Source organism: Sporomusa sp. KB1 (assembly GCF_007830295.1).
In the GTDB taxonomy this organism is placed as follows: domain Bacteria; phylum Bacillota; class Negativicutes; order Sporomusales; family Sporomusaceae; genus Sporomusa.
On sequence record NZ_VLKC01000002.1, the window covers coordinates 575992 to 602328 of the forward strand.

The window sequence follows — 26337 nt, forward strand, 5'->3', positions numbered from 1 at the left end:
CTAACTCCTCCACTCTCCCTAAATTCTACCCTTATTTTACTTTACCATATTAAAGTTTGGAAACAATAAAAAGCGCCGTTTGCGTAAACGGGGTTAGTGTTTGGATTAAAAATCTTGCATTTGCGGCATAACTCTCAGTATATTGTGTTCTTTGGGAAAAGACTACATCGGTACAGCCGCTTCACACGGCACGGCAGTCTGACATTTACCACAGCCATAGCGTGGTTTAAACCGCACCGCCGTACTCTCAAGAAACCGGGCACAAATATCATTGTTTTTGCCTGTAGCATCAATGGCCTGGGGCGGGCAGCGCTTGATACAGGCACCGCATTTACTGCAATATTCATCATAGGTTTGGTAACTGCGCGGTGTAGGCGTAATATCTGTCGTCACAATAACACTGCCTAGCCGCCCGGCTGCACCGGCCCTGGTAATAAATGACCTATTTAAACTAAAGGTGCCCAACCCGGAAACATAAGCAATATGCCGCTCAGACCAATTGCTTTTGCGGTTAACTACAGCAAACCGTTCATCAAGCCCTGGCGCTACAGCCTGATAGCCTGCCGCCTGAAACCACTCTACTAAAAACTTGCGCAGAGCGTCATTGATCATTTCGCCTTCAATCCGCGCATACAGCCACTCAGCAGCTGGCAGCTCACCCTGCCGGTTAGCCTCCCGTACAGTCTGACTAAAGGGCAAAAAATAAGCGATTACTGATTGAGCCGCCGGCAGCCATTCACGCGGTGACAAGTGATTGGGGCCGACAATATTATCGGCCTTTAACGTCTCAAATAAAGCATCCTCAGCCCGAGACACACCTACCAACGGTTTATCATAGATTTTGCCCAGGCCAATTTCAGCCACAGTATTAAGTGGTGTGCCGGCGATAAAGTCAATCACCGCTTGTTCGATTGTCTGTAGTTCCAAAGCTATCCCTCCATTTGCTTATGTTACACTATATTTTCTAAGTGTTCATTAATATCTTCAGCATCTTTTCCCGGTTATTAATAAATTCACGCATAATAATATAATGCTCTGTTTGCTCATATTCAATTTCTGCCAAACCAGTTTCTGTCAGTTGCACTATCTTGGCATCAGGGTAAGCCATAATAATCGGCGAATGAGTTGTTATGACAAACTGTGAATCCTGCCGAACCAACTCATGAATCCGCGAAATCATAGCCATTTGACGTAATGGCGATAGCGCTGCTTCAGGCTCATCTAGGATGTATAGGCCCTGTCCCCCAAACCGGTTCATAAAAGTTGCAAAAAAGGCTTCACCATGTGATTGTTCATGAAGTGACCGGCCACCATAAGAATCAATTACTCTCGCACCTGTACCTTCCCGGTCAAGTTCTTCTATCGTTGTCGCTACATTATAGAAACTTTCAGCCCTGAAAAAGAAACCAGTGCGCGGCCTTTTAATCCCTTTCACAAGGCGGATATGTTGATATAATTCCGAATGAGAAGGTCTGGACGCAAAATTAAAATTAATGGTTCCTCCCTCCGGGTTAAATCCCCAAGCCACCGCAACGGCCTCTAAAAACGTGGATTTTCCCGTGCCATTTTCGCCCACAATCATCGTCACTTTAGGATGAAAGTCAATACTATCCAACTCCTTAAATGCAGGCAGGCAAAACGGATATTCTTCCTGCGATTTTATTCGCTCGCGTTCTACTTTCACACTCCGCAAATAAGCCCCATTACTCAGCAACAAACATTCACCCCCCATGTCAAAGACAATCTATTTTGCCGTATCGCATTCACTGCAATAGTATTATACCGATAACCAAAAACCGGAACCTGGAAGATTCCGGCTTTAGCTCGTCTTGCTTACAGATTCTTTGCTTGTTCAATAGTAATCTTCTTAATAACAACATCTTCTACCGGTTTATCCTGCGGGCCTGTCTTAACTTTGCCGATAGCCTGAACAACATCCATACCTTCAATTACCTTGCCAAATACAGCATGTTTATTATCAAGCCAGGGGGTTGCTTTCAGCGTTATAAAAAACTGGGAACCGCCGGTATTGGAACCAGCATTAGCCATAGAAATAACGCCTTCCGTATGTCTTAAGTCGCCGTTAAATTCGTCAGGGATAGTGTAACCGGGGCCACCTGTGCCATTCCCCTTAGGATCGCCGCCTTGAATCATAAAGTCGGCAATAACCCGGTGAAAAATCAGGCCATTATAAAACCCTTTATTGGCAAGGGTAATAAAGTTTTTACTGGTCTGCGGCGCTTTATCTTCGGACAATTCGATCCGGAAATTACCCTTCGAGGTTTCAAACAACGCTACACTGTTTTTCTTTGTGGAACCATCTGTTTGTGCTTGTGGAGGATTGTTCTCAGCCTGCTTAGGTGTATTGCTGCCGGCACAACCTGCCGTTGAAAGTACCAATAATGTGAGCAGCAAGATAAATGTAGTTACATATTTTTTCATAAGATCACTCTCTTCTTTTATTTGTTATCCAGATATTAGTATATCACATTAGGTTACATAGTTTAAATTGATTTTACGGTTTGCAACATTTTTCCGTACTTTATCCGCCACCAGGAAATTGCCCTGGCCGAATCAATTTCCTGACGAATTTTATCCTGGTTCGGCGGTAAGAGGCCAGTCTTTGACAAGTGCGCTTCCTGGTAGTCATTATCGGCATTACCCACATAGCCTGGCGTAATCCAGAAACCATAATTCATACCAAAATCATTGCCATTTGTCAGACTGCGTCCTACAGAATAATACTCAAACCCACCAGGGGCGACAAGTTCCAGCAAGGTTGGTATAACATTGATATGGCTGCCTGCCGTTTGCTCAGGAAACGACTCTTTGCTGATATTTTTGCCATAGACGATGAAGGGAACGGCATACCGCTCAAACAAAGCTGGATTTGTCTCCACATTAACCCTGTCAGCATGATCGCCAACAATAACAAACAGGCTGTCCGGATACTGCTGCCGGGCCTCTTTAACAAACTTGGCCAACATTTTATCAGCATACCAGAAATGCCCCAGCTTCTTAATAAGCTCCTGATCATTCTTACATTTATCTGGCAAGCCGGCAGTAACAATAGTAGGGTCAAAGCCTTCCCTGGCCAGATCGACCGTATAGGGCGAATGATTAGATACTGTAACAATAACATGGAACCCAGGGTGATCATTCTGCACCTGCCCCAGCACAGCTTGATACAAATCAGCATCATCAACACCCCAGACATTGCCGCCTTGGCTGGCGAAATCGCCCATACCATAGAACGACTCAAAACCCTGCGCCAGCGTAAAATCCTTGATTTTTTCCCATGAAGCAGGCCCGGCATACCAAAAATCAGTGGTATAGCCCAGCCGCTTCATCTGCGGCGCCAGCGAAGTAGCATATGGTTCTTTGTAAGACTCCGGCAGATAGTTTAGGTACAGGTTAGCCTCAGCTAAACCAGTAATTACACCCATTACACCGGAAATCGTACTCATGCCATTTGGTAAAAAGTCAGGGACATAAGCTGCCTCCTCTTGCGTAATAAGCTCCTTCATTCCGTTTGCAATAGCAAGGTTACTGTACTTAGGCAGTAAGGGCCAATTGGCATAACTTTCGGCAATAATGAGAAATACCTGTTTGGGCGGCGCCTCTGTTCCTACTATTACTTTCTTACGTAAAAAGTCATCCAAATTAACGGAATTCACTCGCTTTCCCGCCAGATAGCTGCCATAATCATTCAAACTTGCTGGCTCCATATCAAGACCAGTAGAGGAACAAACCCGTTCATGTAAAATATAGGCCCGATACAGTGCCTGCACATCATCCAAAATAGCTTCATTAAGCAGCTGATCTTTAGTAACTCCGGAATTCTCCCAGTCGATATTATAGGCATAAGTCATGGTTCCACCAAACCGAATAAAAATAGCCAAATAAAAAATGACTACAAGCAGAGCCGCACGAATAGCAATGTTTTGATACCATTTAGGCAGCCGGGGAAAGCTGAAAGTTTTAACAGCTAGCCACCGCTGCAGTATTTTGCATAACAAGAATGCTGTCATACTCGCCAAAAGCACTCTGACAGGTAAATTATACTGCTCGATAACAGTATGCATAATGGCCGTTACGTCATCATTTAACGTATTGAATAACAATTGATTAAAGGCCATACGAAATTCCTGGTAGTAAGGAATACGCGCATGAAATAAAAAGCTAAGTATAGTAACATAACCCGCCCCTAGATATAAGCGAATATGGCTAAGTCTCTTCCAGGGAAGAAACAAGCGCAAGCCAGTACAACAAACAAGCGGCACCAGCACCAGCATTCCCGCGCTTTTCAAGCTGATTCGCAAACCATAATATAGCGCTGAAACAATGTCGCTCACAGTCACGGCTTCGCTCAAAAACGAATGCATTACCGCAATAAAGCCAACGCGAAACAAACAGAAGACTCCTACTATGAAAATGAAGAGTTTGCAATCCTGCTGCAACTCAGTGTAAAATTCGTCCCAACAAACCAGCCTGATAATAAACCCACCCTTTCCCACCTTTTTAAAAACTACCGCTTTACTACTATTCAAAACCCCGGTAGATTTCTACTTTATTTGCTAAAATCCTGCAACCGTCAGCAAAATTTTTTAACTAAAACAAAAAAGACTACTCACAGGCAGCCTAAAATAATACATCTCAAGACAAAAGAACGCTCACTTTGTCTGTTTTAAAAATTGACTAATCAGGCATAAACTGTCGCGGTTGCTATCTTCTATTTTTGCAAACAATAATTAAAACCTGGTATAGAAAGGAGCAGACTATGAAGCACACCAGCCGTAGAAAAAGTGCCAAACGCAGATGCAAGCGTCTAGTAGCCGCCCTTGCCGGTGCTGCTGTTGTAACCTCAGCTATGCTGCCAGGACTTCCCCTGTCCCAGGCTCATGCTGCAGAGAATACAGCTATCACAGTTCCGTCTCCGGGTACTGAGGCCAATCCTCCCACTGAAGACAAACAAGATAATAACAAGGAAACTACTCAAGAGAATGCAGTGAACCATGACCGTGATAAAGAACGCCCTGGTGAACAGCAGTCTTCACCAGTAGCCGCCGTCAAGGCAGCAGCTGCGGCATATGGCTTTGATGCCCGGCATGACAGTTTTTCACTGCAATGGAATAGTTCGACAGAAGGTGTAGTCATGGTTCGCACCGATAAGGGCAAAACCTTCAAGGTCCGTCTAATTAAAACCGCTGGCGACTGGAAAATTAGTAGTGTAACAGAGGTCGTTACCGGCGGTCAAGGTAATGGTGTTATCCACTTAGGCGACCCGGTAGAGGTTGTAAAAGATAACGCGGCCACCTTCGGCTTTGATGCTTACGACGATAGCTTCACACTATTATCAATGGCGGGCAGCAAAGCCATTGTCCAGGTAAAAACCAGTGGACAAACCTTCAAAGTTGATCTGGAAAGAAGCGGCAGCAACTGGATAATCACCACAATTCGCGGCATCGGCAATAGCAACTACCCTGCCACCTATCGTCCAGCCAGCCTCTATGGTTACCCAGCTACCGCACCGGTAACAACAGTTACTAACAAGACGCTGTATAACAACAATAGCTTTGCCGACTGGACCTGGCACGAAAGTGCCTACCCCGCTGATATGAAAGTCGGTGTTTTACTCTTCAAACCTGAATCAGCCGCTATTGCAGATATACCTGGCATCATTGTCGATAAGGTAGAACCGATTGATTTTAGCCGGCAACTTGTACTATACGCACATATCGGTTCAGTAGCTAGTAAAGGCTATGGCATTGGTATTGAAAACGTTGTACAAACAGGCAATGACCTGACTGTTACCATCAGGACAAAAAGCCCCCTGGAAAACCACAGACTCTCACCAACTATAAACAATGACGTTATCTCCCTTGACCGTCTGACGTTAAACTTTGACAATCCGATTCATATCCAATTTGTAGACCAAAAGGGTACTGCCCTGAGTAACTATACCTTATATAGAAAATAAACAGACTTGGCTTGTGGCAAGTCCGTCAGGACGCCGGCAGAAGCCGCCTTTGGGGGTATAGGCGTTCAATTCAGGGAAAGTTATACTTTCTAGCTGGACGAAAAATAGATTGCCTCTCTGTGCATTATAGCGCACAGAGAGGCAATCTATTTTCTCACGCTCGAAAATGGGATAAATTTTACTGCTTGGATAAAATTTATCTGCAAGTATATAGTTGTTTATGCAACTATTTTCCTATTGAGATAGACTAGTGTAATAATTTTAATATTCAATAGACTTAGTCTATTAAGTGTGTTAATCTATATTAAATAATGTAAGTAAACCTGTTTCAGCATAGCTGAAAACCCGGCGGATTCAGGTGAGGAGTCTACCCCACCTGAACAAACGCCGCGGAGTCTTAACTCGCCGCAAAAGATAAATAGAGCGGCAAACCAATGGACGAGCTCAAAATAAGAAAAGAGCCATTCTTAGTATGGTTTTTAAAAAGCAAATATAGGAGAAAAGGGCATGGGTTATTTAGATACTACAAATGAACTGTACAAAGAAGCGGCTTTGATACCGCAGGACGGTCTCTGCTGTGTTACAAGTAAGTCTCGCTTTTTGCCAGGATTAACAATTCCGGCTGTTATGCAGGAAATGAATTACGGTTGTGGGACAACCGTTCACTTTGGTGACCTAAGTCATGAGGAAACCATTCTCTACGTAGGCGTGGGAGGAGGACTGGAGGCACTTCAATTTGCCTATTTCACCCGGCGGCCCAAATCGGTTATTGCAGTGGATAAAGTTCCCGAAATGCTTGATAAAGCCAGACAAAATTTGGAACTTGCAACAAAAATGAATGCTTGGTTTAGACCAGATTTCATTTATTTGATAAACGGTGACGCTCTCAGCCTACCTGTAGAAACTGAAAGCGTTACCGTTGCTGCTCAAAATTGTCTATTTAATATCTTCGAACAGGATGATTTAACAAAAGCACTAGCGGAAATGCACCGTGTTTTAAAACCCGGTGGCAGGTTTTATATATCTGATCCTATCACAACTAAGCCGATACCCGAACAATTGCGAAAGGATGAACGGTTACGTGCGATGTGCCTTTCAGGTGTTTCGACTTATCAAGAGTACCTAAATAAAATTGTCAGCGCAGGATTTGGCACGATAGAAATTCAAGCACGAAGACCATTCCGCGTTCTGGATAAAGATCGTTATGGATTATCAGAGAATATTCTTTTGGAATCAATTGATCTTGTTGCCTATAAAAACCCCGCTCTTGCCAGCGGAGCCCGCATCTTTGCCGGAGAGACCCTTATCTATTTTGGAAAAGAAAGGCTGAGGGATGAAGATGGCCGCATTATACCACGGGATATTCCTCATCCAGTGTGTCAAAAAACAGCCGATTACTTCCGTAAGTTAAACCGTTGCGATGTGGTTGTAACCGCTCCAACATACCATTACAACGGAATAAATAATGGATGCTGCTGAGAATCTATTGTTTATATAAAAAATATGTAAGGAGATGCTTAGTTGTGGAATATATGCGCGATTTTATCGGGGAGTTTTTAGGAACTTTTTTGTTGGTCTTGTTCGGATGCGGTTCTGTTGCGGTTTCTGTCCTCTTCAATTCCCACAGTGGCTTATTTCAGATCGCATTAATTTGGGGAATTGGCGTTAGCTTAGCTATTTATGCTACACGGCATTTATCTTGTGCTCACCTTAACCCCGCAGTTACTTTAGCTATGTTGGTGAGCAAAAGAATGTCGATAAAAAAGGTGCCGACTTATCTTATTGCCCAATTTGTCGGAGCTTTTTTTGCAGGGCTAACCTTATATATTTTATTTGACCCCTCCATTACTGCTTTTGAAACGGCTCAGAATATTGTTCGCGGTACACCGGATTCCGTTAAGGTCGCAAAAATGTTTGGCGAATATTATCAACTCCCAGGAAGTACAACTGTAGTCTCCATGCCTTTAGCAATATGTGCTGAAGCTATTGGGACTTTTTTGCTTGTGCTCATGATATTTTCACTAACAGAAGGCTGCAATCTCGGAAGACCGGATGACAATTTGGCACCGGTATTTATTGGACTATCCGTGAGCTCGGTGATTTGTCTTATCGCACCACTCACCCAAGCTGGACTGAATCCTGCCCGTGATTTTGGGCCTCGTCTTGTTGCGTGGATTTTTGGCTGGGGTTCTGCTGCCTTTCCTGACCAGTCCGGAGGGTTCTTCTTTGTTTACATTCTCGGTCCCATGATTGGCGCTCTGGCGGCAGGGCTGTTGTTCACAGGCGTGTTGGAACCACTGATGAAAAAAACACAATGTCAGTGTCAATAAATTAATGAAAGGAAGATGAATTTATATGAAAACTAAGATCATTTTAGTCGGAGGATTCCTTGGTGCTGGCAAAACAACGCTTCTTGGGGAGGCCGCCCGTAAGCTTAGTCAAACAGGCAAACAAGTCGGACTAATTACCAATGATCAGGCATCAGAACTAGTAGATACAGTATTTCTTGAGCATATAGCTACAACTGTCTCAGAAGTGAGCGGCAGCTGCTTCTGCTGCAATTTTTCAGGGTTTACTGATGCTATTGCTTATATTAATGAAAAGAAGGCTATGGATGTCATTATTGCCGAACCTGTTGGCAGTTGTACCGATCTTTCCGCAACCATTTTGCAGCCGTTGAAGCATAAGTTTGCTGAAGAATTATGCGTAGCCCCGCTTTCAGTGCTTGTTGATCCTGAGCAACTGTCGGATATTTTAGACGGAAGAATGTCGGGACTTCATATGAGCGCAGTTTATATTCTCCGGAAGCAGCTTGAAGAGGCGGATTTGATTGTCATCAACAAAACAGATTTATTAAGTCCCGAAGTGGTCGCGGCTTTAAAAAAACGTACTGCCGAAGAGTGGCCATGGGCTGCAGTCCATGCCATCAGTGCAAAAAACGGGGACGGTTTAGAAAATTGGCTGAATGAGGTTTTGCAATCTTCTGAAGCCGGAACCCATTTGGCAGAGGTTGACTATGATACTTACGCCGAAGGAGAAGCCGTTCTCGGCTGGCTTAACACCACAGTCAAACTGCAAAGTAGGCTAGCCAACTGGGATAAATTCACCGAAAATTTACTCAATTATCTGAATCGGCGCTTTATAGAGGTAAATGCTGCGGTCGGTCATGTGAAATTGCTTATAAAAACAGATAACGGCTTTGTGATCGGTAATATTACAGGCCCCAAAAACTTCCTGAATATCCGTGGGTCTGCGGGGGAGGGTAAAGAGGCGCAGATGACGCTAAACGCTCGTTCCCAGATGGAGCCTGATGCGCTTAAAGCCATCGTCTTAGAGGAGATTTCCAAAGCTAGCGAGAACCATATAACTACCGATTTTGTAGCTTTAAAATGTTTAAAACCGGGACGTCCTAACCCAACTTACCGTTACGACCATGTAGAAGTCCAAAGTCTCTGAATAAAGCCCTCTTTACACATATAAACTGATTAGCCTAAGTTGCTCACCCAAAAGAGTGAGCTCAAAGATTTGTAACAAAAAACCATCCTCTGCCACAGCAAAGGATGGTTTTTGTTACATTGATTTATTTGTTGGAATCAGTCTCAGCTCATCCAGTTCGTTCGGTTATGGTATTCTATCGCTTCCTTTTACTGCTTATTTTTTATCAGATGGAAAGCAGATAACTTTCCCTGGATTGAACGACTAAGACTTCTGCCGGCATCCTAAAGGACTTGGCACAGCCAAGTCTTATCTTATCCCAATTTCTTCGTCTGTAAGATAACATGCGGGATCAGCTTCCCAGAAATCCCCGGTCATGGCCTCAGCCCTCGTCCGGAAATTTCCATTACAAATAGCAAGGTATTGGCAAACACTGCACCTGCCTTTAAGCAATGGTTTACGGTCTTTAAGTCCGCTAAGAATTGGATTCGTCAGATCAGTCCAGATTTCCCCGAATTTTCGTTCCCGCACATTACCAAAGGTATGGTGTTGAGTGAATTGATCAGGATGAACAAACCCGCTAGGATCCACTTCCGCAAAAGCAATTCCGGACCGGTTACCGCCGTTAAGCGAAATCAATGCTTTAATTCTCTCAGCCAATGCAAGATTATTTTCGCCAAGTGCTTTCAGGTAAAGGTATACTCCATCACAATGATTATCAACTGTTAGAATCTCTTTAGTCAAACCGCGTTCTTCAAAGTCGCGGGCCCGGTTAATAATAATATCCATAGCCTGGCGTGACTCAGCGGTAGTTATATCTTCATCCATCATTAGGTTGCCGCGCCCGGAGTACACTAAGTGGTAAAAGCAAACACGATCAATTTTTTCCGTTTCAATAAAATCAAAGATATTATCCAATTCTTGCAGGTTGTGACGGTTTATGGTAAATCTCAGCCCTACACGCTGGCCGGCCGCAACACAGTTTTGAATTCCCTGCATTGCGGCTTGGAAAGCGCCTTCTTTACCGCGAAACTTATCGTTTACTTCACGCAAACCGTCCAAAGAAATACCGACATAACCTACACCGATCTCCTTGATTTTTCGTGCAACCTCTGGCGTAATCAAAGTACCATTCGTCGACAGTGTCGGTCGAATTCCCTGGGCAGCAGCATAGGCCGCCAGTTCAAAAAAATCCGGTCGGATAAGCGGTTCCCCACCTGAGAACAATAACACCGGAACCCGGAATTCTGCTAAGTCATCAATAAACTGCTTGGCCTCATTGGTGGTTAATTCGCCTTGGTATTTTTTTGAATCCGAATCCATATAGCAGTGGCGGCATTTAAGATTGCATGTCCTCGTAGAATTCCAGACAACAACCGGTCCTGCATCGTGGGTAACCCCATGGCGCGCTCCCCTGGAATTCTGGTTGTAGCGCAAAGTATCGCCAAAGTATTCAGTTGAAAATAAAAGTTTCGTAACACTTATCATTGTTTTATCCCACCTATAATACTATTTGTCAGACTAAATTTCAACTCCGAAAATGGTTGCCATTATAACGCCCGCTACCATCATACCATAAACTATTCCTTAACACGAATTCGTCGCTATTCCATACATTTTTTCTTTACCGCCACAACGCCTGACGATCATGCCCATATTGTAATTCAAAATGCATGATAGCTGCCGCAATATCCTTGGTATTACTCATTTGCTGCCACATACGTTCAAGCAGTAGTAACGTTTTCTCCAAGCCATAAATATAAAAGGGTTTTCTAAAGATAAAACTCACTAAAAAATTTTCCAGTAAGAACTCTCCCGGCCCTGCTGCCAACGGCAGCCTATCAGCAGCCAGCTTTTCCAGCCAGTCATAATTATAATTAAATAAAGCCGTCAGTTCTCTGGCAAGGGTTTCGTTCTGTGGCAAATCATTTATTGCTTTAATTGTTTTAGTCAGAAAGTCCAGACGTTCATCAAGCTGCAGGCTCCGGCACTGCAGGATATCGATAAAATGAGTTTCCAGTTCAAAGTAGTAATGCATTGGTTCCCATGCTGGCTGCTGCTGAGGATAAACTTCGACAGCGTAGTTATTCTCCGGAAAAGCAATTGGTGGTTGACCGGCTCTCTTAATAGCCAGCGATGCCTCTTGTCCAGCCAGCTTCAATACGGCCGGACAACTGAAGCTGAGCGTCAGTTCAATTCCCCGTGAGGTACTCATCGGGTAACGCGGATAAGTCTGACAAACGGCATCAAGCTGGCTGTGACCGGCTTCTTTATGCAAGCGGCAGCGATTGCACTCATCCAAAAACCAACAACCACCCCCATCCTGTTTGGCAATATAGGCATATTCACCATACCCTGCAGCCTCATTCAGCCTGATAAACGCCTGGTCAAATTCCGCCTTGCGGCCAGTGCTACTAAACAATGCTTCATTGCGGCGATAGCTGGTTTCATCCAAGGTTACCTGCCAGGAATTACGGCAACAGGTGCCACACATTTCACAAGTAAACCGTTCACATAGATCTACATAAATATACGTAGAAACACCTTCTTACTCAAATTACTATATTCTGTTTTGTCTGCTATTTCGTACACCTTATCAAGTGTTTCCTAGTACATCAACCAGTAACCCTGAGTAAAAGCTCCATATAGTGTAATACTAACATATGCAGGTAGTTTTAGGTGGTGTTTAGTAATGGAAGAAGCTTCACATGACATGATCAAGAACAAGCTTAATACTCTTAGACAACGAATTATAGAATGTGAGAAAGTCGCAGGCGAAATATCGCAGATTGCTGCCCAACTTAGACTCGTAGAAGGCGTGACTGTCTTTAGAGCCGTAGCGGCCAATAAAGCATTTTTGGAGGATGCGTTCAAAAAAAGTGGCGACGTTATATTTTTTGAATTTGTTACTTTTTCAGGCGTAAAAGTCTTGATCGTATATATTGAAGGATTAGTAAGCAAGGAAATATTAGGACGAGACATAATAAATGCATTTATTATGAAATCGAAAGAACTACCAGCAAACACGTTGCTTGATTCGAAAATATTAACAACCTTAGTTACGGCAGCAGGCGTAATAGAAACTCAAACAATGTCTGAGGTTATTGATGATCTAGTAAATGGTAACACTGTTCTGTTTGTTGATGGAGTAGCTACAGCCTTTCTAATTGAGTCCAAGGGATGGGAAACTAGAACGGTAGCTGAGCCTGATACCGAGTCAGTTATTCGGGGGCCCCGTGAAGGTTTTATTGAAAATATCAGAACAAATACAAGCTTATTGCGGCGAAAGATAAAAAACCCCAATTTGGTATTTGAAAATATCACCCTTGGCAAGCAGACAAAAACCAATGTTGCTATCGCTTATATCGATGGCATTGTAAACCAGGCAGTACTGGGGGAAGTAAGAAGACGGCTAAATAAGATTGATACCGATTCGATACTAGAAACAGGTTACATTGAGCAGTTTATCGAAGATAGTCCGTTCTCGCCACTGGCGACTATTGCCAATACCCAAAAGCCTGATATTCTGGCGGGCAAACTACTCGAAGGCCGGGTAGGCATATTTTGTGATGGGACTCCGCATGTACTCACTGTTCCCCACTTGCTTGTCGAAACATTGCAAACCAGTGAGGATTATTATGTGCGGCCATTCATGGCATCAATGTGGAGAATAATCCGACTTACGGCGCTTTTCTTTAGTATCTTTGTACCCGGTTTATATGTCGCGCTTCAGACTTATCATCAGGAAATGATTCCAACAATACTACTATTACGCATGGCTGGCTCAATCTCGGATATACCCTTTCCGGCTGGAGCGGAAATGCTTATCATGGTTATCTTTTATGAGTTGCTCCGTGAATCAGGCGTCAGACTTCCCCGGGCAGTAGGATCGGCAATCAGTATCATCGGCGCGCTGATTGTTGGCGAAAGCGCGGTAAATGCCGGCCTCGTGAGTGCTCCTGTGGTTATTGTTACTGCCGTTACTGGAGTTGCCGGGTTTATTGTGCCGGCTTTATCGGAAGCTATCATGTTTTTTCGATTTTTTTTCTTAATTGCAGGCAGCGTAATGGGCCTGTATGGCGTCGTATGCGGGTTATTCCTCATTGTGTTGTACGCAGTTTCGCTGCGTTCCTTTGGTGTTCCCTATACCTCCTCGTTAGCACCTTCTGATCAAGGCGTACTTATGGATTTTTTTCTTAGGTTTCCGCTATGGGCGATGAAAAAAAGGCCGCCAGCTATTGCCAAGGACAACCAACAACGGCGGGGGGACAACGAATGAGCCTACGCAAAAGAATGCTTGCCAGTATCGTAATCCTTGTATTAGCTTTATCGCTTACCGGGTGCTGGAATCGTCGCGAGTTAAACACGCTTGGAATTGTCGGCCTGGTAGGCGTAGACGCTAATAATGACGGCATTACAACTACGTTTGAGATCATTAATCCTAAAAAAACCAGTAAGGATGGCAGCGAACAAGCTAAACCCGTCAAGTATGTACAAGCTAACGGCAGAACTGTTGCCGAAACATTTCGCGATGCATCGTTGCGGTTTGACCGCAAGATATTCGTGGCTCACGCCAAAGGATTTTTGTTCAGTGAAGAACTTGCCAGAAATGGGTTGGCAGCGCATCTTGATATGATTTTACGCGACCATGAGGCGAGAATAGCAATGCATTTAGCAATTGTAAAAGGTACTTCTGCTGCCGATGGTATGACCATTGCCAGTGGAATCAATATTATTCCTTCAAACTATTTCGAAGACATAGTTAGACAAGATAAAACCCATGCGAAAAGCGTGGATTCCAAAGTTATCGATTTCTTAAAGACATATAGCGGCAAAGGTATAAATCCCGTTGTTACAGTACTACAGAAAGCAAAAAAGGCCAAAATAGGAACAGGACAAAGTGAAGAATATGAATTAAGCCCTGAAGGATCAGCTGTGTTTTTAAGGGACCGATTGGTCGGATTTTTGAACGGTGAGGAAACAAGAGGCTACAACTGGGTAATCGGCAAAGTACGTAGTGGTATCGTTATATCCCCTACCCCTAATACTAACGGGACTAGCTCTGTGGAAATATTAACAGCCAAGAGTAAAAATGAGGTCGAGATTAGCGGTAATGATATAAAAATCAAAGTAAAAATCACTATGACCGGTATGCTGGATGAAGAAACCACTAAAGTCGAAATAACAGACCGAGCGGTAATAGCAATGCTAGAACAGGCAACTTCACAGAGCATTAAACAGGAAGTGGAGCATACCCTGCAAAAAGTGCAAACTGAATATAAGTCTGATATTTTTGGTTTTGGACAGCTTGTCCATCGCAAATATCCTCAGGAATGGAAGAACATGCAGGATAATTGGGATGACTTGTTCGCACAAGCAACCATTGAGGTGGAAACCCAAACAAAGATAACCAAAACAGGTAAATCAGAAAATCCTGTACAGGATTGAACTTGTTTTAAGCATAGCTGAAACATCGGCGGGTTCAGGCGGGGAGTCTACCCCACCTGAACAAACGCCGCCTGCAGAGGCGGGAGTCTTACCTCGCCGCAAAAGATAAAAAGGGGCCAACAGCAATTGATAGCAAATTTAGAAAAGATATCTCCACTACAAGTCATTCTTTTATTGAGTTTTTGCCGTATAGCGATTGTACTATTATGGTTTAATTTCACCAACCAGGATGTATGGATTACAGAAATTATTGCCCTGTTTTACCTTGCAATACTATCTGCTCCTCTATTATTTTTAAGTAAGCAGTTTGCAACTCTGACGCTAATAGAGTATTTACCGATAATAACCGGCAAACTGGCCGGTAAAATACTGGGATCGTTGTATATTGTTTTTTTTCTGTTTTTGGCTACCCTTGATTTATCGTTGTTTGATAACATTCTTAAGCCAATAAATTATCCTGAAACTCCGGATTCTGTCATTGTATTACTGGCGTTACTCTCTTGTGCTTATGGTGTATATCTGGGCCTGGAATGCATTTGCAGGGCGGCAGAGTTTTTTACCCCGCAAATTTTTGCCATCATTTTCTTTTATGCAGTGCTACAAATCCCTGATATGGATTTCAAAGTATTTCTGCCAATATTGGCTGATTCCACTTTCCCGGAGATTAACTTTCAGGCCTTTATTACGGCTGCCAGAGTGAACGAACTTGTAGTTCTTGCTATACTGGCTCCATCCATTACTAAAAAAGAAAATACCACTATGATTTTATTCTGGACAATGATCGTTATTACGGTGTTTTCCCTTATAATCATAGTTCCAACGCTAGCAGGCTTAGGACTAGATCTCTCCCAAAAAACCTTTGACCCCTATTATCTCTTTATAAAGCAAATCAACATCTATGATTTCATCACGCGCATTGAATTTCTCATTGTTGCCGCCTGGAATATTAGCATGTTCGTGAAAATTTCATTAATGATATATTTGGCAATACTATGTTTTGTTCAAGTTTTTGGACTTACAAATCGCAAGGTTCTCATTATTCCCATGGTTATAGTGATATTCATAACGGCGTTAAAAACAGAGATTCTTAGTTCTGTTGTAGTATTCAATCTTATTGAATATTACGTACCTTATATCAACTTAATTTTTATGTTTGGTATTCCGGTAATTGCATTGGCTATTTTTTTTCTGAAGAAGGCTACGAACGTAAAAAGTGACTGTAACCGTTAAGCAGTCTTTTCTTACTGCATTAAATTACGAACAACCATCACAACAATAACAATCCAGGCCACAGCGACTACCGCAATCACAGCAAAAATATAGGGCATTCGCCGGACCCATTTTTCACTTTGCCGCCTGCTTTCCATAAGTACCGGCGCTGGCAGTAAATTGGTCAAATACAGCATGGCACCAGTAAACAGGGTAACGTCATCAGCAATACCTACCAGCGGCAGATAATCAGGCAATAAATCAATTGGACTAAGCAAATAAATAACCAATGCTGTCAAAATTCCCTTAAAATAATAAGGAGTTTGCGGATGCCGCCAGGCATAAAATAAAATCAGGGCATTTTCCCGCACCATTTTTAATACGGACCAAAATTGAAATAGGCGGCCTGCCTTTATCATAGTCTCACCTGCCTACATTTTTATCTGATGTCCAAACCAGAGTAAGAGTGTCACAACTTATTTCCCTGACCGTTGGAAGGATACCAATGCTCCGATAATAGCAAAGGCAGCACCTACCAGCAATGCGGCTTGATACCCCTCCAGGAAAGCGGCTATCTGCTGCACCTGCGTTGGTTGATTAAAGCCACTAAGGCTGGCGGCTCGCCGATATTCCAGAATAGATACCGCTACCGCTGTACCGCATACCATGCCAAAATTGCGGGCTAAGGCATTGATACCGCCCGCCACTCCCAGTTGCCGGGGTTGTACAGCACTCATTATACTGTTATTATTCGGAGACTGGAATAGGCCATTGCCCAAACCCATGATGGCTTGTGAGGCCATAATCAACCATAACTCAGTATTAACCTGCAGCCTGGCGGTTAAAATTAAGCCCAGCGCCAGTATTCCCATTCCCGTAGTAGCTAGCGGACCTATACCAATCTTATCTGACAAACTGCCGCTCAGTGGTGCAACTACCGCCATAACCAGGGGAAAAGCTGACATAATGAGACCGGTCTTTGCCGGAGTAAAGGCTAGTATATCATGGAGGAAATACGGTAGCAGTAACGTGTTGCTAAACATAGCCATGAAAGAGAGCATACCAGCCAAATTGCCTGTTGAGAACTCCCAATTCTTAAATATTGATAATTCCAGCATGGGATAGGCAATTCTTTTTTCCTGCCATATAAAGAGAACAAACATTACCAGGGCAAATCCCAGGCAAGCAAACGTGCTTACCGAAAGCCACCCCCACCTAGTGCCATAGCTTAACGCCAATAAAAAACTGATCATGCCGATTGTAAACAAGGCCGCCCCTAGATAGTCTATTTTTTCCTGCTGTAAATCCTGATCGACCGGCAAAATCAATCGCACGCCAGCATAGCCGAGCATGCCAATAGGAATATTGACATAAAAAATAGCATGCCAGTCAAAATTATCCACAAGCAGGCCCCCTAACCCCGGTCCACTCAGACTGCCTAACGCTACAATGGTACCAAGCATCCCTAACACCTTGCCACGCTCATTTTGCGGAAAACCCGCCGTAAGTATAGCCATACCATTAGCCATCAATGTGGCAGCGCCAATCGCCTGAATTATGCGAAAGCCAATCAGCAGACCAATAGAATTAGCCATACTGCATAGTAATGAACCTGCGGCAAAACCGATAAAGCCATAGCCATATATCCTGCGACATCCCAATACATCGCCAAGCCGCCCCACAAGTGGCAGCAGGCTGGTGATTGCCAGCAAATACGCTGTCACCACCCACTGGGCTGTGGGAATATCAGTATGTAATGCAATCGTAATCGGCGGCAAAGCAACATTAACAATGGAAGACGTCATTGTCGATATAAAAATTCCTGTACTAATAACACCAAAAATCAACCATTTATAATAAGGAAGTTGCTGCAATTTTTTCTGCACCCAGAAACTCCTTTCCCACTATCTACAACATACAACGCGTTAACGATTTTGGCCGGTAGTGTAATGTAGTCTATTTAGTTTGCCTGCTATTCTCGGGATAAATTCCACCAGAGCTACGCTATTTCCTTTGCCAACTTACTCCATTGTAAAAAAATCAGCATACCCCGTCAAGCAGGATATGCTGATTTGGTCTTTTTTTCAATTATACAACTATACAACGTGTTAAAGAATTTTAATTTATCCTATTCCTCTGCAAGCTGGCGCTGCCCCACAGGTAACGGGCCAATAGCAGATACAGTTCCAAGAGCGGTAAGTGGATTGCACTCCAAATCACTGTAGGCGGTAATGCCATGTTCACTCATATCCAAGCCCTCGGTCTCCTCTTCCACTGACACCCGTATGCCAACTGTCGCCTTGAGGGCAGAAAATAGCATATAGGTCGCGGCAAACCCCCACAATGATACAACTGCTACACCCAAAAATTGCACACCCAGCAGCCCCAGGCCGCCGCCATACAGTAAGCCGCCTTTTTCAGCAAAGATACCGACAGCCACCGTACCAAAAGTACCACATACCCCATGCACGGCAATGGCACCTACCGGGTCATCAGCCCGCAGCCGGTCAAACAACGGTACGGCAAACACTACCAACATACCGGCAATACCGCCAATAACCATAGCACTAATGGGCTCCACAAAAGCACAGCCAGCCGTAATGGCAACAAGACCGCCCAAGGCACCGTTAATGGCCATACTGGGGTCAGCCTTCCCCCACTTTACCGCCGTATACAGAGCAGCAATCGTACCGCCAGCGGCAGCTGACAAATTAGTATTGACAGCAATAAGGGCAATATTTAAGTCCAGACCGGACAAAGTGCTGCCCGGATTAAAGCCAAACCAGCCAAACCATAACAGAAAAGCTCCAAGCGCAGCTAAAGGCAGATTATGTCCAGGCAAAACATGTACTGAACCATCTTTACCAAACTTACCTGTGCGCGGCCCCAATACCAGTACCGCCGCCAGGGAGGCCCAGCCGCCTAACGAATGGACCACTGCTGAACCGGCAAAATCAAGCATGCCAAGCTTATTAAGCCAGCCGCCGTTACCCCATACCCAATGCCCGGCAATAGGATAAATAACAGCTGTAGCAATAAGCGAAAAAACTAGATAAGGCATAAATTTCATACGTTCAGCCACCGCACCTGACACAATGGTCGCCATGGCAATGGCAAAAGCCGCCTGAAACAGCCAAAATGCATAGACCGGTATTTTTAAGCCTAAATATTCCATATCTCCTTTTAAAAAGAAGCCTGACCAGCCAATGACACCGGCTTTATCCAGGCCGTACATTATGGCAAAACCTACAGCAAAATACCCTAGCATGCCAACAGTACAATCCATGATAACTTTCATAATAATATTTAACGAATTCTTACTGCGGACAAAGCCAGCCTCCAACGCCGCAAACCCGCCCTCCATCAGAAATACCAACGCGGCACACAAGAGCACCCAAACCGTGTCAATACCAGCCGCTAATGAATTAATTGATAATTCCACTTTACTCACCTTCCTCAGTAAAATAAAAAGCCAGTAATACTGATGTATTAATACATCAGTATTACTGGCTTCATCGCCATAAATTTTGTATGAATTTAAGATATATTATAGCACATTATCCTAATTACACAATACATTCTTAGCAATATTTTTTCTGTTATACTATAAATCTGTAATTCCTTCGTCATCTGTACGTATCCGGTATACATTTTCAATAGGAAAAATAAAAATTTTGCCATCACCGATCTTACCCGAGCGTCCCTGTTTCGCGATAGCCGTGACTACCGCCTGCTCCAAGTCGGCAGGTATCACTACCTCAATCTTAACCTTTGGCAATAAATTAATGGTGTATTCTTGACCGCGGTACACACCGACATGCCCTTGCTGTAAACCACAGCCAAATACTTCGGACACGGTCATCCCCCTGACACCAAGCTGAGCTAAATCCTCTTTAACCGCATGCAGCTTGTCCGGACGAATGATTGCGTCAATTTTTATCACCCGATTCCCTCCCTAAGTAATACTTGGCAAACACCACCAAACAACTTGCTAAACATAATAACATAGGGTAGTGTCAAGAAAGTTTCGCAAAAAGGTTTGCAGTCCTAGGTAGTAAAATCAGTCATCACTAAAATCCGACTCAGGGTCGGTATTTTCTAGATGTTTCATATTCATATACTTTTTACTGCCCCACTGGGTTCCAGCAACGTGGCGAAGGCGGGCGCAGACCAGCATCAGAGCGGACTGCCCATCCGGGAAAGCACCCACGACCCTGGTTCGCCGCCTGATCTCCCGGTTGAGTCTCTCAATCACATTGTTAGTCCGGATTCTTGTCCAGTGCTCGCCGGGAAAGTCGGCATAAGCAAGCGTTTCCTCGATGCTTTCCTCGATTTTGGCCGCCGCTTCTTTGAGTTTCATGTCGCGCAAGCTTTTTGCTACCTGTGCCGCCTTTTCCCGGGCAGCGGACTTGCTTTCCTGCGCATGAATCGCTTTGAGCATTTTCGCAACCGTTTTGACCTTGGAGCGGGGAACAACTGAAAAGACATTGCGGTAAAAGTGAACAGTGCAGCGCTGGTATTTGGCCTGGGGGAAGACCTCATTTGCCGCTGCCAGCATCCCTTGGCATTTATCACCAATGATCAGTTGGACGCCTGTTAAACCGCGGCTTTTCAGCCATTTGAAGAATTCCAGCCAACTGACTTTGTCTTCTTTCATGCCTTCGGCCGCTCCCAGCACTTCACGGTAGCCGTCTTCGTTGACGGCAATCGCCACCAATACGCTCACATTCTCATATTCACCGCCCCAGTTGCGGCGTAAGTAAATGCCGTCGACGTAAACATAGGGATACTTACCACTTTGCAGCGGCCGACTGCGCCACTCTTCAATGTGGACATAGGCCTTCTTATTCAACTCACTGATGGTGGACGGCGATACCTTGCTGCCCCACAGAGCCTCGGTGATGTCTTCCACTCGCCGGACGGATACGCCAGCTAGATACATTTCGATGAGCGCTTCTTCTACGGAACTTTCCCGCCGGCGATAGCGTTCGATAATGGCGGTTTCAAAAGGAATGCCCTTGAGCTTGGGAACTTTCAGCGTGACATCGCCGGAGGTAGTAGTCAACCGCCTGTCGTAGTGACCGGAGCGGTAACCTTGACGGGTTTCAGTACGCTCATATCGGGCCGCCTGGGTTAGGTCTTTGGCTTCCTGATCCAGCAAGTTATTGAGCGTTTCCTCCACGCTGCTACGCACCAGTTCCTTCAGTTCTACCTTGATGATTTCTTCATTCAACTGTATAATTTCTTTGGACATGTTTGCTCTTCCCCTTTCGGTAAATGGTGTGTGGTGACTTCATTTTACCGGGGAACTGCAAACTTGTCCTCTTTTTTAGCCGTATTTCAATTTGCGAAACTTATTGTACCTTATCTAACATAGTCCTATACTATTGTAACAGACCTGAAAGACAATGTTAAGCTATCGCGAAGTTAAATACATGCTGCCTATTGTCAGCTGCTTCAAAAATGTAAACGCCCTATAGTTCATTCCTGTCTGAACTATAGGGCGTTTGCCATAGTAAGATCGACATGTTTAAGAACCAGAATTTATTCTAGTCGATGCGTTAAGACTCCCCCCTCTATAGGCGGAGCGTTACTTCAAGTGGGGTAGATTCCCCACCTGAAGAGTCGCTGCTTAGCATTTGTGATCGAGTTCACATTTATGAAGCTTAAAACATATACCTTAACTGAGCAGTGAAGTTCTTGGCGTTTCTACCGTCATTTTCAGCTTCAAAGTCTTGGTATTGGAGAGTCATAACCCCATTATTGAACACAGTATATTCAATACCAAAATCCATACCTTTTACATTGTTCATCATATAGCCTGTAGGGATATTTGTTGCAGTTTCCCAAATCAGGTCACCGGTGTGAGCCAAAAATCCGTTGTCAGCCTTTCTGTAGCCTACCCATAATCCATAAGTATTGGGTTTCGCCCAATCGGCGCCCCGGTATTTTACTTGGGCAACCCAGGCTTTTGCAGTATCGCCATTCAATAATTTAGCTGCATCTGAGTCATTTTGCCCGTATTCGGCAGTAATCCCGATATTTTTTATCCCTTTATACCCAAAACCAGCGGCCCAAGTATCATTGAATGTTCCACGGCCAGCTAAACCTAAATCAAATGGTGCAAGATTTTGTGACTTAGTTTTTGCATAAACTAAAGTCATATCAAGATTCTTAGTAATGTCATAAGCTATATTGGCACCGGCGAGATTAATATCTGCCGAACCAAGATCATGTTTAAACGCAACGCCAGTCACTTTAACTTTATTGCCAACAGTCACGGTAACACCGTCCTGGTTAGCGCCCCAACTGTAAACAAGACCTTTACCAAGGTGAATAGGCTGACGCCCAAATGTAAAATTCTTACCAACTAAATAAGCCTGATCCAAGCTGGTTTCTGCGTTAGAACCCCATTCGCTTTCAGCAAAGTAACGACCCTTAAAAGCTAAATCTTTAGTTAATGGTGCATCCATATACAACAGCAATCGATTTTTTAATGCGGTTTTATCTCCGGTTGCAGGTTCGTCAACATATTCATACCATTCACGGACCTGGCCGGTAATTTTGATATTGCCAATTTTATTTTCCAGATTAGTTACACGAACGCCAAGATTATTCAATTCCTGGGCATATTCATCAGCTAACTTATTTATAAGAGCTTTGTATTCGGCATCCGCTTTGTCGGAATTTGCCATTGCCTTACCGACGATTGCCGCCATTTCGTAACGGGTAATGATTCTGTCACCCTGGAAACTTCCGTCAGGATAGCCGCTAATAATACCAGCGTTAGTTAGTTTGTTTACTGCGTCATATGACCAATGTTTAGCAGGAACATCGGCAAACGGATTGGCAAAAGCAGTGCTGGCAATTCCTAAAACAAGCACTAGTACCAGGGTAATAACCATACTCTTTTTCATGTGTTTCCCCCCTAGTTTTTTCTTACCTTTGGTAGTCGCTGAGTTGGGAGAACAAAGTAATGTTTCTATATTCCTCAAACTTTACTCTCCTTCAGCTCATGTCTATCACTGATGCAAGACTACTAATGGCTAACTGAGGTTGCACCTCCTTTCTTCTCATAGGAAAGATCCCTGCAATATCTTATTCCTATGATCACATTTAATGGAGATTATTCCCTATAAAAACCAAATATCCTGCTAATTTTTATTGAGTATTCTCTATTTTCGGAAAAATTTAAATATTAAATTTCCTGGTTTTTTTGAAATTAAAAAAGAGTGGCTGGTTTTCACACAAGCCTCTCTTTTGCATAAGCGAATACTTCCCGTCATTATGCGGGAAAGGGGGCAAATCCCTTATTTCAATCTGTTAGCAATATATTCGTTTAGGGTTGCTTTGATAACACAGCAATCTTCATTGTCAGGCAAGGCTGCCAGTTGCCGTTTTAAATGGCCTTCTTCTACCAATTGTGTTAGTGTCCAGTCGAAATTGATATCATAAAACCAGCTTAACCGAATGAGCCGCTTATCGGCTAGAGTCTTAACATCGGTATAGGATAAAACGCCGCCGGTCTTCAGCTTCTCAAGCATTATGGGAGAATAATCATGGTTAGCCTGAATCGGTGGTAGAACCCGGAAAATATCCAGTTTATCGGCATCGCGAATAATTTTTGCGAACAGCTCATTCTCAGGCGTTGTCGGTGCAATGAGCATTTTGTTATGAGCTATGATGGCAAAAGCAATCGCTGTCTGCTCAGTTGGCGAAAACTCCTGCAATAGTCCCGTTTCCGCCAGCATCACGGCACCTACATTGCCGTGATCGAAGGACTCGGCATCCACAAAGGTACGATATTCGGTGACCTGCCGAAAGCGAGCAAGATCATGGAATAAGCCAATAACTTCAGCCAGGGTTTGTTGACGGGCCGTAAGATTGGCATACTGAGCAAGCTTTACAGTATTGTCTGCCACCCTTTTGCTATGCTCCTCTTTCAGCAGCACACGCTCCATAATGAATTTGTCTTCCGTATAATAGGTGTGGATATATTGCTCCAACCATTGATATAAATAGTTTATTTCAGTCATTACCGCTCCTCCTTCGCTGATTATTATACCACACCCACACCTAAGCAAACCAATGATAACCATGTCAACGGACCTGTCCCTTATGACAGCGAATAACTAATTTCAAAAAACTGATAATTAGACTTGCTCTAGCTCGCTTTTTATGGTATTCTATAAAAAACTTAACAATCACATTGTGATGATAGGGAAAGTATCATATCTGTCTTACCCCTCAGAGAGTCGGCTAGGGTGAAAACCGACGGAAGATAAGTATGAGAAAGCCACCCTTGAGCTGTAAGCTGAAAGTGAGTAGGCCTTACCGTACCTGGCGTTAACAGGATCAAGCGAGCCTTGTGGCTAATTTAGGTGGTACCGCGGGAACTAATAATCTCGTCCTTTTACGGACGGGATTTTTTTATTTGTAAATTAAGGGAGGCAATTACTTGTGAAAGAATCATTGAAAGAATTATTAGTCCAATTGGAAAAAGATTGTACGCAACCGATTGAACAACTGGCTGCCATGCTCAAAAAATCAAAAGAAGAAGTGGCTGCACAAATTAAACAGCTTGAAGATGAAAAAATCATTGTTAAATATCAGCCTATTATCAATTGGGAAAAAGCCGGTGAAGAAAAGGTGACTGCCATCATTGATGTCAGGATCACCCCCCAGCGCGAAGTCGGCTTTGACTCCATTGCCGAACGCATCTACCGATTCCCTGAGGTAGTTAACCTCTACCTAATGTCCGGCGACTATGATCTAAGCGTTATGGTAGAAGGCCATACCCTTAAAGAGGTATCTAAATTCGTATCTACCAAGCTTTCTACCATTGACGGCATTATCAGCACGACCACCCACTTTATGCTCAAACCCTACAAATATGCGGGTGTAATTATTAATGACCGGGAAACCGATCACCGGCTGGTGGTGTCGCCATGAGTTGGGCTGACCGTCTGTCACCGACTGTTAAAGCAGTGCCCCCTTCAGGGATTCGCCGTTTCTTTGACATTGCAGCTGAAATGAAGGGCGTTATTTCGCTAGGTGTCGGCGAACCTGACTTTATTACCCCCTGGCATATTCGCGAGAGTTGTGTCCATGGCCTGCATAAGGGCTATACTTCTTATACCTCCAATTACGGTCTGCTTGAACTCAGAGAAGAAATTGCCCGCAGTATCTACAATGACTATCAGGTCACTTACGATCCGCGCACCGAAGCCTTAGTCACAGTCGGAGTCAGTGAAGCATTGGATCTGGCTGTTCGCGCCTTGTTAAGTCCTGGTGATGAAGTACTCATTCCCGAACCCTGTTATGTTTCTTACAAAGCTTGTGTCACGCTGGCTGGCGGTCACCCTGTGCCGGTCCCGACCAGGATGGAGGATGAATTTCGCGTTACCGTGGAACAATTGGAAAACCTGGTAACCCCCCGCACCAAAGTCCTCTTAATTGGCTATCCGAACAATCCAACCGGCGCTATCATGCCTAAAGAAGAATTAACCGCTATTGCGCAGTTTGCCATAAAACATGATTTAATTGTTATTTCTGATGAAATCTATGCCGCATTAACCTATGATGGCACCCACACCTGTTTTGCCAGCCTGCCTAAGATGCGTAACCGGACCATTTTGTTAAATGGCTTTTCTAAGGCCTATGCCATGACTGGCTGGCGAGTTGGCTATGCTTTATCTAACCCTGATTTTATTGCGGCTATGAATAAGATCCATCAATACACCATGCTCTGTGCGCCCATCACCGCCCAGCTGGCGGCCATCGAAGCCCTCCGGCATGGTCAGGATAAAATGAAAAGCATGGTGGTTGAATATAACTGTCGCCGCCAACTCATGCTGAAAGGCTTGCACCAGCTTGGTCTCAAATGCTTTGAGCCTAAAGGAGCTTTCTATATCTTTCCTTCCATTAAAGAAACCGGCCTAACCTCGCTAAAGTTTGCCGAAGAACTGTTAAAAGCCGAAAAAGTTGCTGTAGTTCCTGGTGATGCGTTTGGCGAAAGCGGCGAAGGCTTCATCCGCTGCTCTTATGCTTCCTCGGTTAGTAACCTCTCGCAAGCACTGGAGAAAATCGGCCATTTTATTAAGCAGTATCAATAGGAAATTAGGAAGAAAAAATACAAAGGCGGGATTGCTTCACTGCGAGAGCAGTTTGGCAATCCCGCCTTTTCGATTAATAGCCCCGGATAAGCAACGTGCAGCGGAAAATATTGGTCTGTACAATGTAAAAAAATGATAAAATTAAAGGAA

Annotated in this window: 22 protein-coding genes and 1 other annotated feature; of the genes, 9 read left to right on the forward strand and 13 right to left on the reverse strand. The window is 44.0% G+C overall.

The window, feature by feature from the left end; genetic code table 11:
• Nucleotides 1–162: 162 nt before the first annotated feature.
• From SALPA_RS06475 to SALPA_RS06490, 4 genes are all read right to left on the reverse strand, one after another.
• Complete coding sequence (locus SALPA_RS06475) at nucleotides 163–927, reverse strand: epoxyqueuosine reductase (protein WP_186450939.1); 765 nt, start codon at nucleotides 925–927, stop codon at nucleotides 163–165.
• A gap of 37 nt (nucleotides 928–964) precedes the next feature.
• Complete coding sequence (locus tag SALPA_RS06480) at nucleotides 965–1717, reverse strand: AAA family ATPase (protein ID WP_255450913.1); 753 nt, start codon at nucleotides 1715–1717, stop codon at nucleotides 965–967.
• Between the two features lie 116 nt (nucleotides 1718–1833).
• Nucleotides 1834–2442 (reverse strand): peptidylprolyl isomerase, encoded by a 609-nt coding sequence (locus SALPA_RS06485; RefSeq protein WP_145091229.1) that lies wholly within the window; start codon nucleotides 2440–2442, stop codon nucleotides 1834–1836.
• Between the two features lie 62 nt (nucleotides 2443–2504).
• Nucleotides 2505–4550, reverse strand: a complete 2046-nt coding sequence (locus tag SALPA_RS06490) for an LTA synthase family protein (RefSeq protein ID WP_145091232.1) — start codon at nucleotides 4548–4550, stop codon at nucleotides 2505–2507.
• Nucleotides 4551–4780: 230 nt separating this feature from the next.
• Here SALPA_RS06490 and SALPA_RS06495 point away from each other — a divergent pair, with 230 nt between their 5' ends.
• The 4 genes from SALPA_RS06495 to SALPA_RS06510 all read left to right on the forward strand — a co-directional run bounded on the left by SALPA_RS06495 (nucleotide 4781) and on the right by SALPA_RS06510 (nucleotide 9436).
• The gene (locus tag SALPA_RS06495) at nucleotides 4781–5980 is read left to right on the forward strand and encodes a hypothetical protein (RefSeq protein ID WP_145091235.1); all 1200 of its coding nucleotides are present in this window, start codon (nucleotides 4781–4783) and stop codon (nucleotides 5978–5980) included.
• 507 nt (nucleotides 5981–6487) lie between these two features.
• On the forward strand, nucleotides 6488–7459 hold the full coding sequence (gene arsM / locus SALPA_RS06500) for an arsenosugar biosynthesis arsenite methyltransferase ArsM (RefSeq protein ID WP_145091238.1): 972 nt from the start codon (nucleotides 6488–6490) through the stop codon (nucleotides 7457–7459).
• Between the two features lie 53 nt (nucleotides 7460–7512).
• Nucleotides 7513–8310: an MIP/aquaporin family protein gene (locus SALPA_RS06505; RefSeq protein ID WP_186450940.1), complete on the forward strand. Its 798-nt coding sequence runs from the start codon at nucleotides 7513–7515 to the stop codon at nucleotides 8308–8310.
• A gap of 25 nt (nucleotides 8311–8335) precedes the next feature.
• Nucleotides 8336–9436: a GTP-binding protein gene (locus SALPA_RS06510; RefSeq protein ID WP_145091244.1), complete on the forward strand. Its 1101-nt coding sequence runs from the start codon at nucleotides 8336–8338 to the stop codon at nucleotides 9434–9436.
• A 288-nt stretch (nucleotides 9437–9724) separates the two neighbouring features.
• On the opposite strand, the gene nirJ1 is transcribed toward SALPA_RS06510, so the two are convergent.
• Both nirJ1 and fliB read right to left on the reverse strand, forming a co-directional pair.
• On the reverse strand, nucleotides 9725–10903 hold the full coding sequence (gene nirJ1, locus SALPA_RS06515) for a putative heme d1 biosynthesis radical SAM protein NirJ1 (RefSeq protein ID WP_145091247.1): 1179 nt from the start codon (nucleotides 10901–10903) through the stop codon (nucleotides 9725–9727).
• A gap of 136 nt (nucleotides 10904–11039) precedes the next feature.
• On the reverse strand, nucleotides 11040–11945 hold the full coding sequence (gene fliB / locus SALPA_RS06520; protein WP_255451405.1) for a flagellin lysine-N-methylase: 906 nt from the start codon (nucleotides 11943–11945) through the stop codon (nucleotides 11040–11042).
• 162 nt (nucleotides 11946–12107) lie between these two features.
• On the opposite strand from fliB, the gene SALPA_RS06525 reads away from it, so the two are divergent.
• The 3 genes from SALPA_RS06525 to SALPA_RS06535 all read left to right on the forward strand — a co-directional run bounded on the left by SALPA_RS06525 (nucleotide 12108) and on the right by SALPA_RS06535 (nucleotide 16093).
• Nucleotides 12108–13694: a spore germination protein gene (locus SALPA_RS06525; protein ID WP_145091253.1), complete on the forward strand. Its 1587-nt coding sequence runs from the start codon at nucleotides 12108–12110 to the stop codon at nucleotides 13692–13694.
• Nucleotides 13691–14863, forward strand: a complete 1173-nt coding sequence (locus tag SALPA_RS06530) for a Ger(x)C family spore germination protein (protein WP_186450941.1) — start codon at nucleotides 13691–13693, stop codon at nucleotides 14861–14863. Before SALPA_RS06525 ends, SALPA_RS06530 begins: the two co-directional genes overlap by 4 nt.
• A 126-nt stretch (nucleotides 14864–14989) precedes the next feature.
• The gene (locus tag SALPA_RS06535) at nucleotides 14990–16093 is read left to right on the forward strand and encodes an endospore germination permease (protein ID WP_186450942.1); all 1104 of its coding nucleotides are present in this window, start codon (nucleotides 14990–14992) and stop codon (nucleotides 16091–16093) included.
• An 11-nt stretch (nucleotides 16094–16104) separates the two neighbouring features.
• On the opposite strand, the gene SALPA_RS06540 is transcribed toward SALPA_RS06535, so the two are convergent.
• The 7 genes from SALPA_RS06540 to SALPA_RS06570 form a co-directional block, all read right to left on the reverse strand.
• Nucleotides 16105–16491 carry a YkvA family protein gene (locus SALPA_RS06540; protein WP_145091261.1) on the reverse strand — a complete coding sequence of 129 codons (387 nt, stop codon included), beginning with the start codon at nucleotides 16489–16491 and terminating at the stop codon, nucleotides 16105–16107.
• 57 nt (nucleotides 16492–16548) lie between these two features.
• Nucleotides 16549–17958, reverse strand: coding sequence for an MFS transporter (locus SALPA_RS06545; protein ID WP_145091264.1), 1410 nt, complete (start codon nucleotides 17956–17958; stop codon nucleotides 16549–16551).
• Nucleotides 17959–18200: 242 nt separating this feature from the next.
• On the reverse strand, nucleotides 18201–19514 hold the full coding sequence (locus SALPA_RS06550; protein WP_145091267.1) for an ammonium transporter: 1314 nt from the start codon (nucleotides 19512–19514) through the stop codon (nucleotides 18201–18203).
• Nucleotides 19515–19676: 162 nt separating this feature from the next.
• Complete coding sequence (locus SALPA_RS06555) at nucleotides 19677–20015, reverse strand: P-II family nitrogen regulator (protein ID WP_145091270.1); 339 nt, start codon at nucleotides 20013–20015, stop codon at nucleotides 19677–19679.
• Nucleotides 20016–20132: 117 nt separating this feature from the next.
• Nucleotides 20133–21326, reverse strand: coding sequence for an IS256 family transposase (locus SALPA_RS06560; RefSeq protein ID WP_145088854.1), 1194 nt, complete (start codon nucleotides 21324–21326; stop codon nucleotides 20133–20135).
• A 412-nt stretch (nucleotides 21327–21738) separates the two neighbouring features.
• Nucleotides 21739–22989 (reverse strand): S-layer homology domain-containing protein, encoded by a 1251-nt coding sequence (locus SALPA_RS06565; RefSeq protein ID WP_145091273.1) that lies wholly within the window; start codon nucleotides 22987–22989, stop codon nucleotides 21739–21741.
• 393 nt (nucleotides 22990–23382) lie between these two features.
• Complete coding sequence (locus tag SALPA_RS06570) at nucleotides 23383–24108, reverse strand: HD domain-containing protein (RefSeq protein ID WP_186450943.1); 726 nt, start codon at nucleotides 24106–24108, stop codon at nucleotides 23383–23385.
• Between the two features lie 169 nt (nucleotides 24109–24277).
• Nucleotides 24278–24488: a binding site (T-box leader), on the forward strand.
• A gap of 56 nt (nucleotides 24489–24544) precedes the next feature.
• Between SALPA_RS06570 and SALPA_RS06575 the strand changes: the two genes are divergently transcribed.
• Entirely contained in the window at nucleotides 24545–25024 is a 480-nt protein-coding gene (locus SALPA_RS06575) for an Lrp/AsnC family transcriptional regulator (RefSeq protein WP_145101786.1), read from the forward strand.
• Nucleotides 25021–26187 (forward strand): aminotransferase class I/II-fold pyridoxal phosphate-dependent enzyme, encoded by a 1167-nt coding sequence (locus SALPA_RS06580; protein ID WP_145091279.1) that lies wholly within the window; start codon nucleotides 25021–25023, stop codon nucleotides 26185–26187. The genes SALPA_RS06575 and SALPA_RS06580 overlap by 4 nt, the downstream gene beginning before the upstream one ends.
• Nucleotides 26188–26337 lie beyond the last annotated feature (150 nt).

What these genes read in the sequence shown, in the direction of transcription:
- SALPA_RS06485 (WP_145091229.1), bottom strand. Translation starts at nt 2,442, where the DNA reads ATGAAAAAATATGTAACTACATTTATCTTGCTGCTCACATTATTGGTA.
- SALPA_RS06495 (WP_145091235.1), top strand. Translation starts at nt 4,781, where the DNA reads ATGAAGCACACCAGCCGTAGAAAAAGTGCCAAACGCAGATGCAAGCGT.
- arsM (WP_145091238.1), top strand. Translation starts at nt 6,488, where the DNA reads ATGGGTTATTTAGATACTACAAATGAACTGTACAAAGAAGCGGCTTTG.
- SALPA_RS06505 (WP_186450940.1), top strand. Translation starts at nt 7,513, where the DNA reads ATGCGCGATTTTATCGGGGAGTTTTTAGGAACTTTTTTGTTGGTCTTG.
- SALPA_RS06510 (WP_145091244.1), top strand. Translation starts at nt 8,336, where the DNA reads ATGAAAACTAAGATCATTTTAGTCGGAGGATTCCTTGGTGCTGGCAAA.
- nirJ1 (WP_145091247.1), bottom strand. Translation starts at nt 10,903, where the DNA reads ATGATAAGTGTTACGAAACTTTTATTTTCAACTGAATACTTTGGCGAT.
- SALPA_RS06525 (WP_145091253.1), top strand. Translation starts at nt 12,108, where the DNA reads ATGGAAGAAGCTTCACATGACATGATCAAGAACAAGCTTAATACTCTT.
- SALPA_RS06530 (WP_186450941.1), top strand. Translation starts at nt 13,691, where the DNA reads ATGAGCCTACGCAAAAGAATGCTTGCCAGTATCGTAATCCTTGTATTA.
- SALPA_RS06540 (WP_145091261.1), bottom strand. Translation starts at nt 16,491, where the DNA reads ATGATAAAGGCAGGCCGCCTATTTCAATTTTGGTCCGTATTAAAAATG.
- SALPA_RS06560 (WP_145088854.1), bottom strand. Translation starts at nt 21,326, where the DNA reads ATGTCCAAAGAAATTATACAGTTGAATGAAGAAATCATCAAGGTAGAA.
- SALPA_RS06565 (WP_145091273.1), bottom strand. Translation starts at nt 22,989, where the DNA reads ATGAAAAAGAGTATGGTTATTACCCTGGTACTAGTGCTTGTTTTAGGA.
- SALPA_RS06570 (WP_186450943.1), bottom strand. Translation starts at nt 24,108, where the DNA reads ATGACTGAAATAAACTATTTATATCAATGGTTGGAGCAATATATCCAC.
- SALPA_RS06580 (WP_145091279.1), top strand. Translation starts at nt 25,021, where the DNA reads ATGAGTTGGGCTGACCGTCTGTCACCGACTGTTAAAGCAGTGCCCCCT.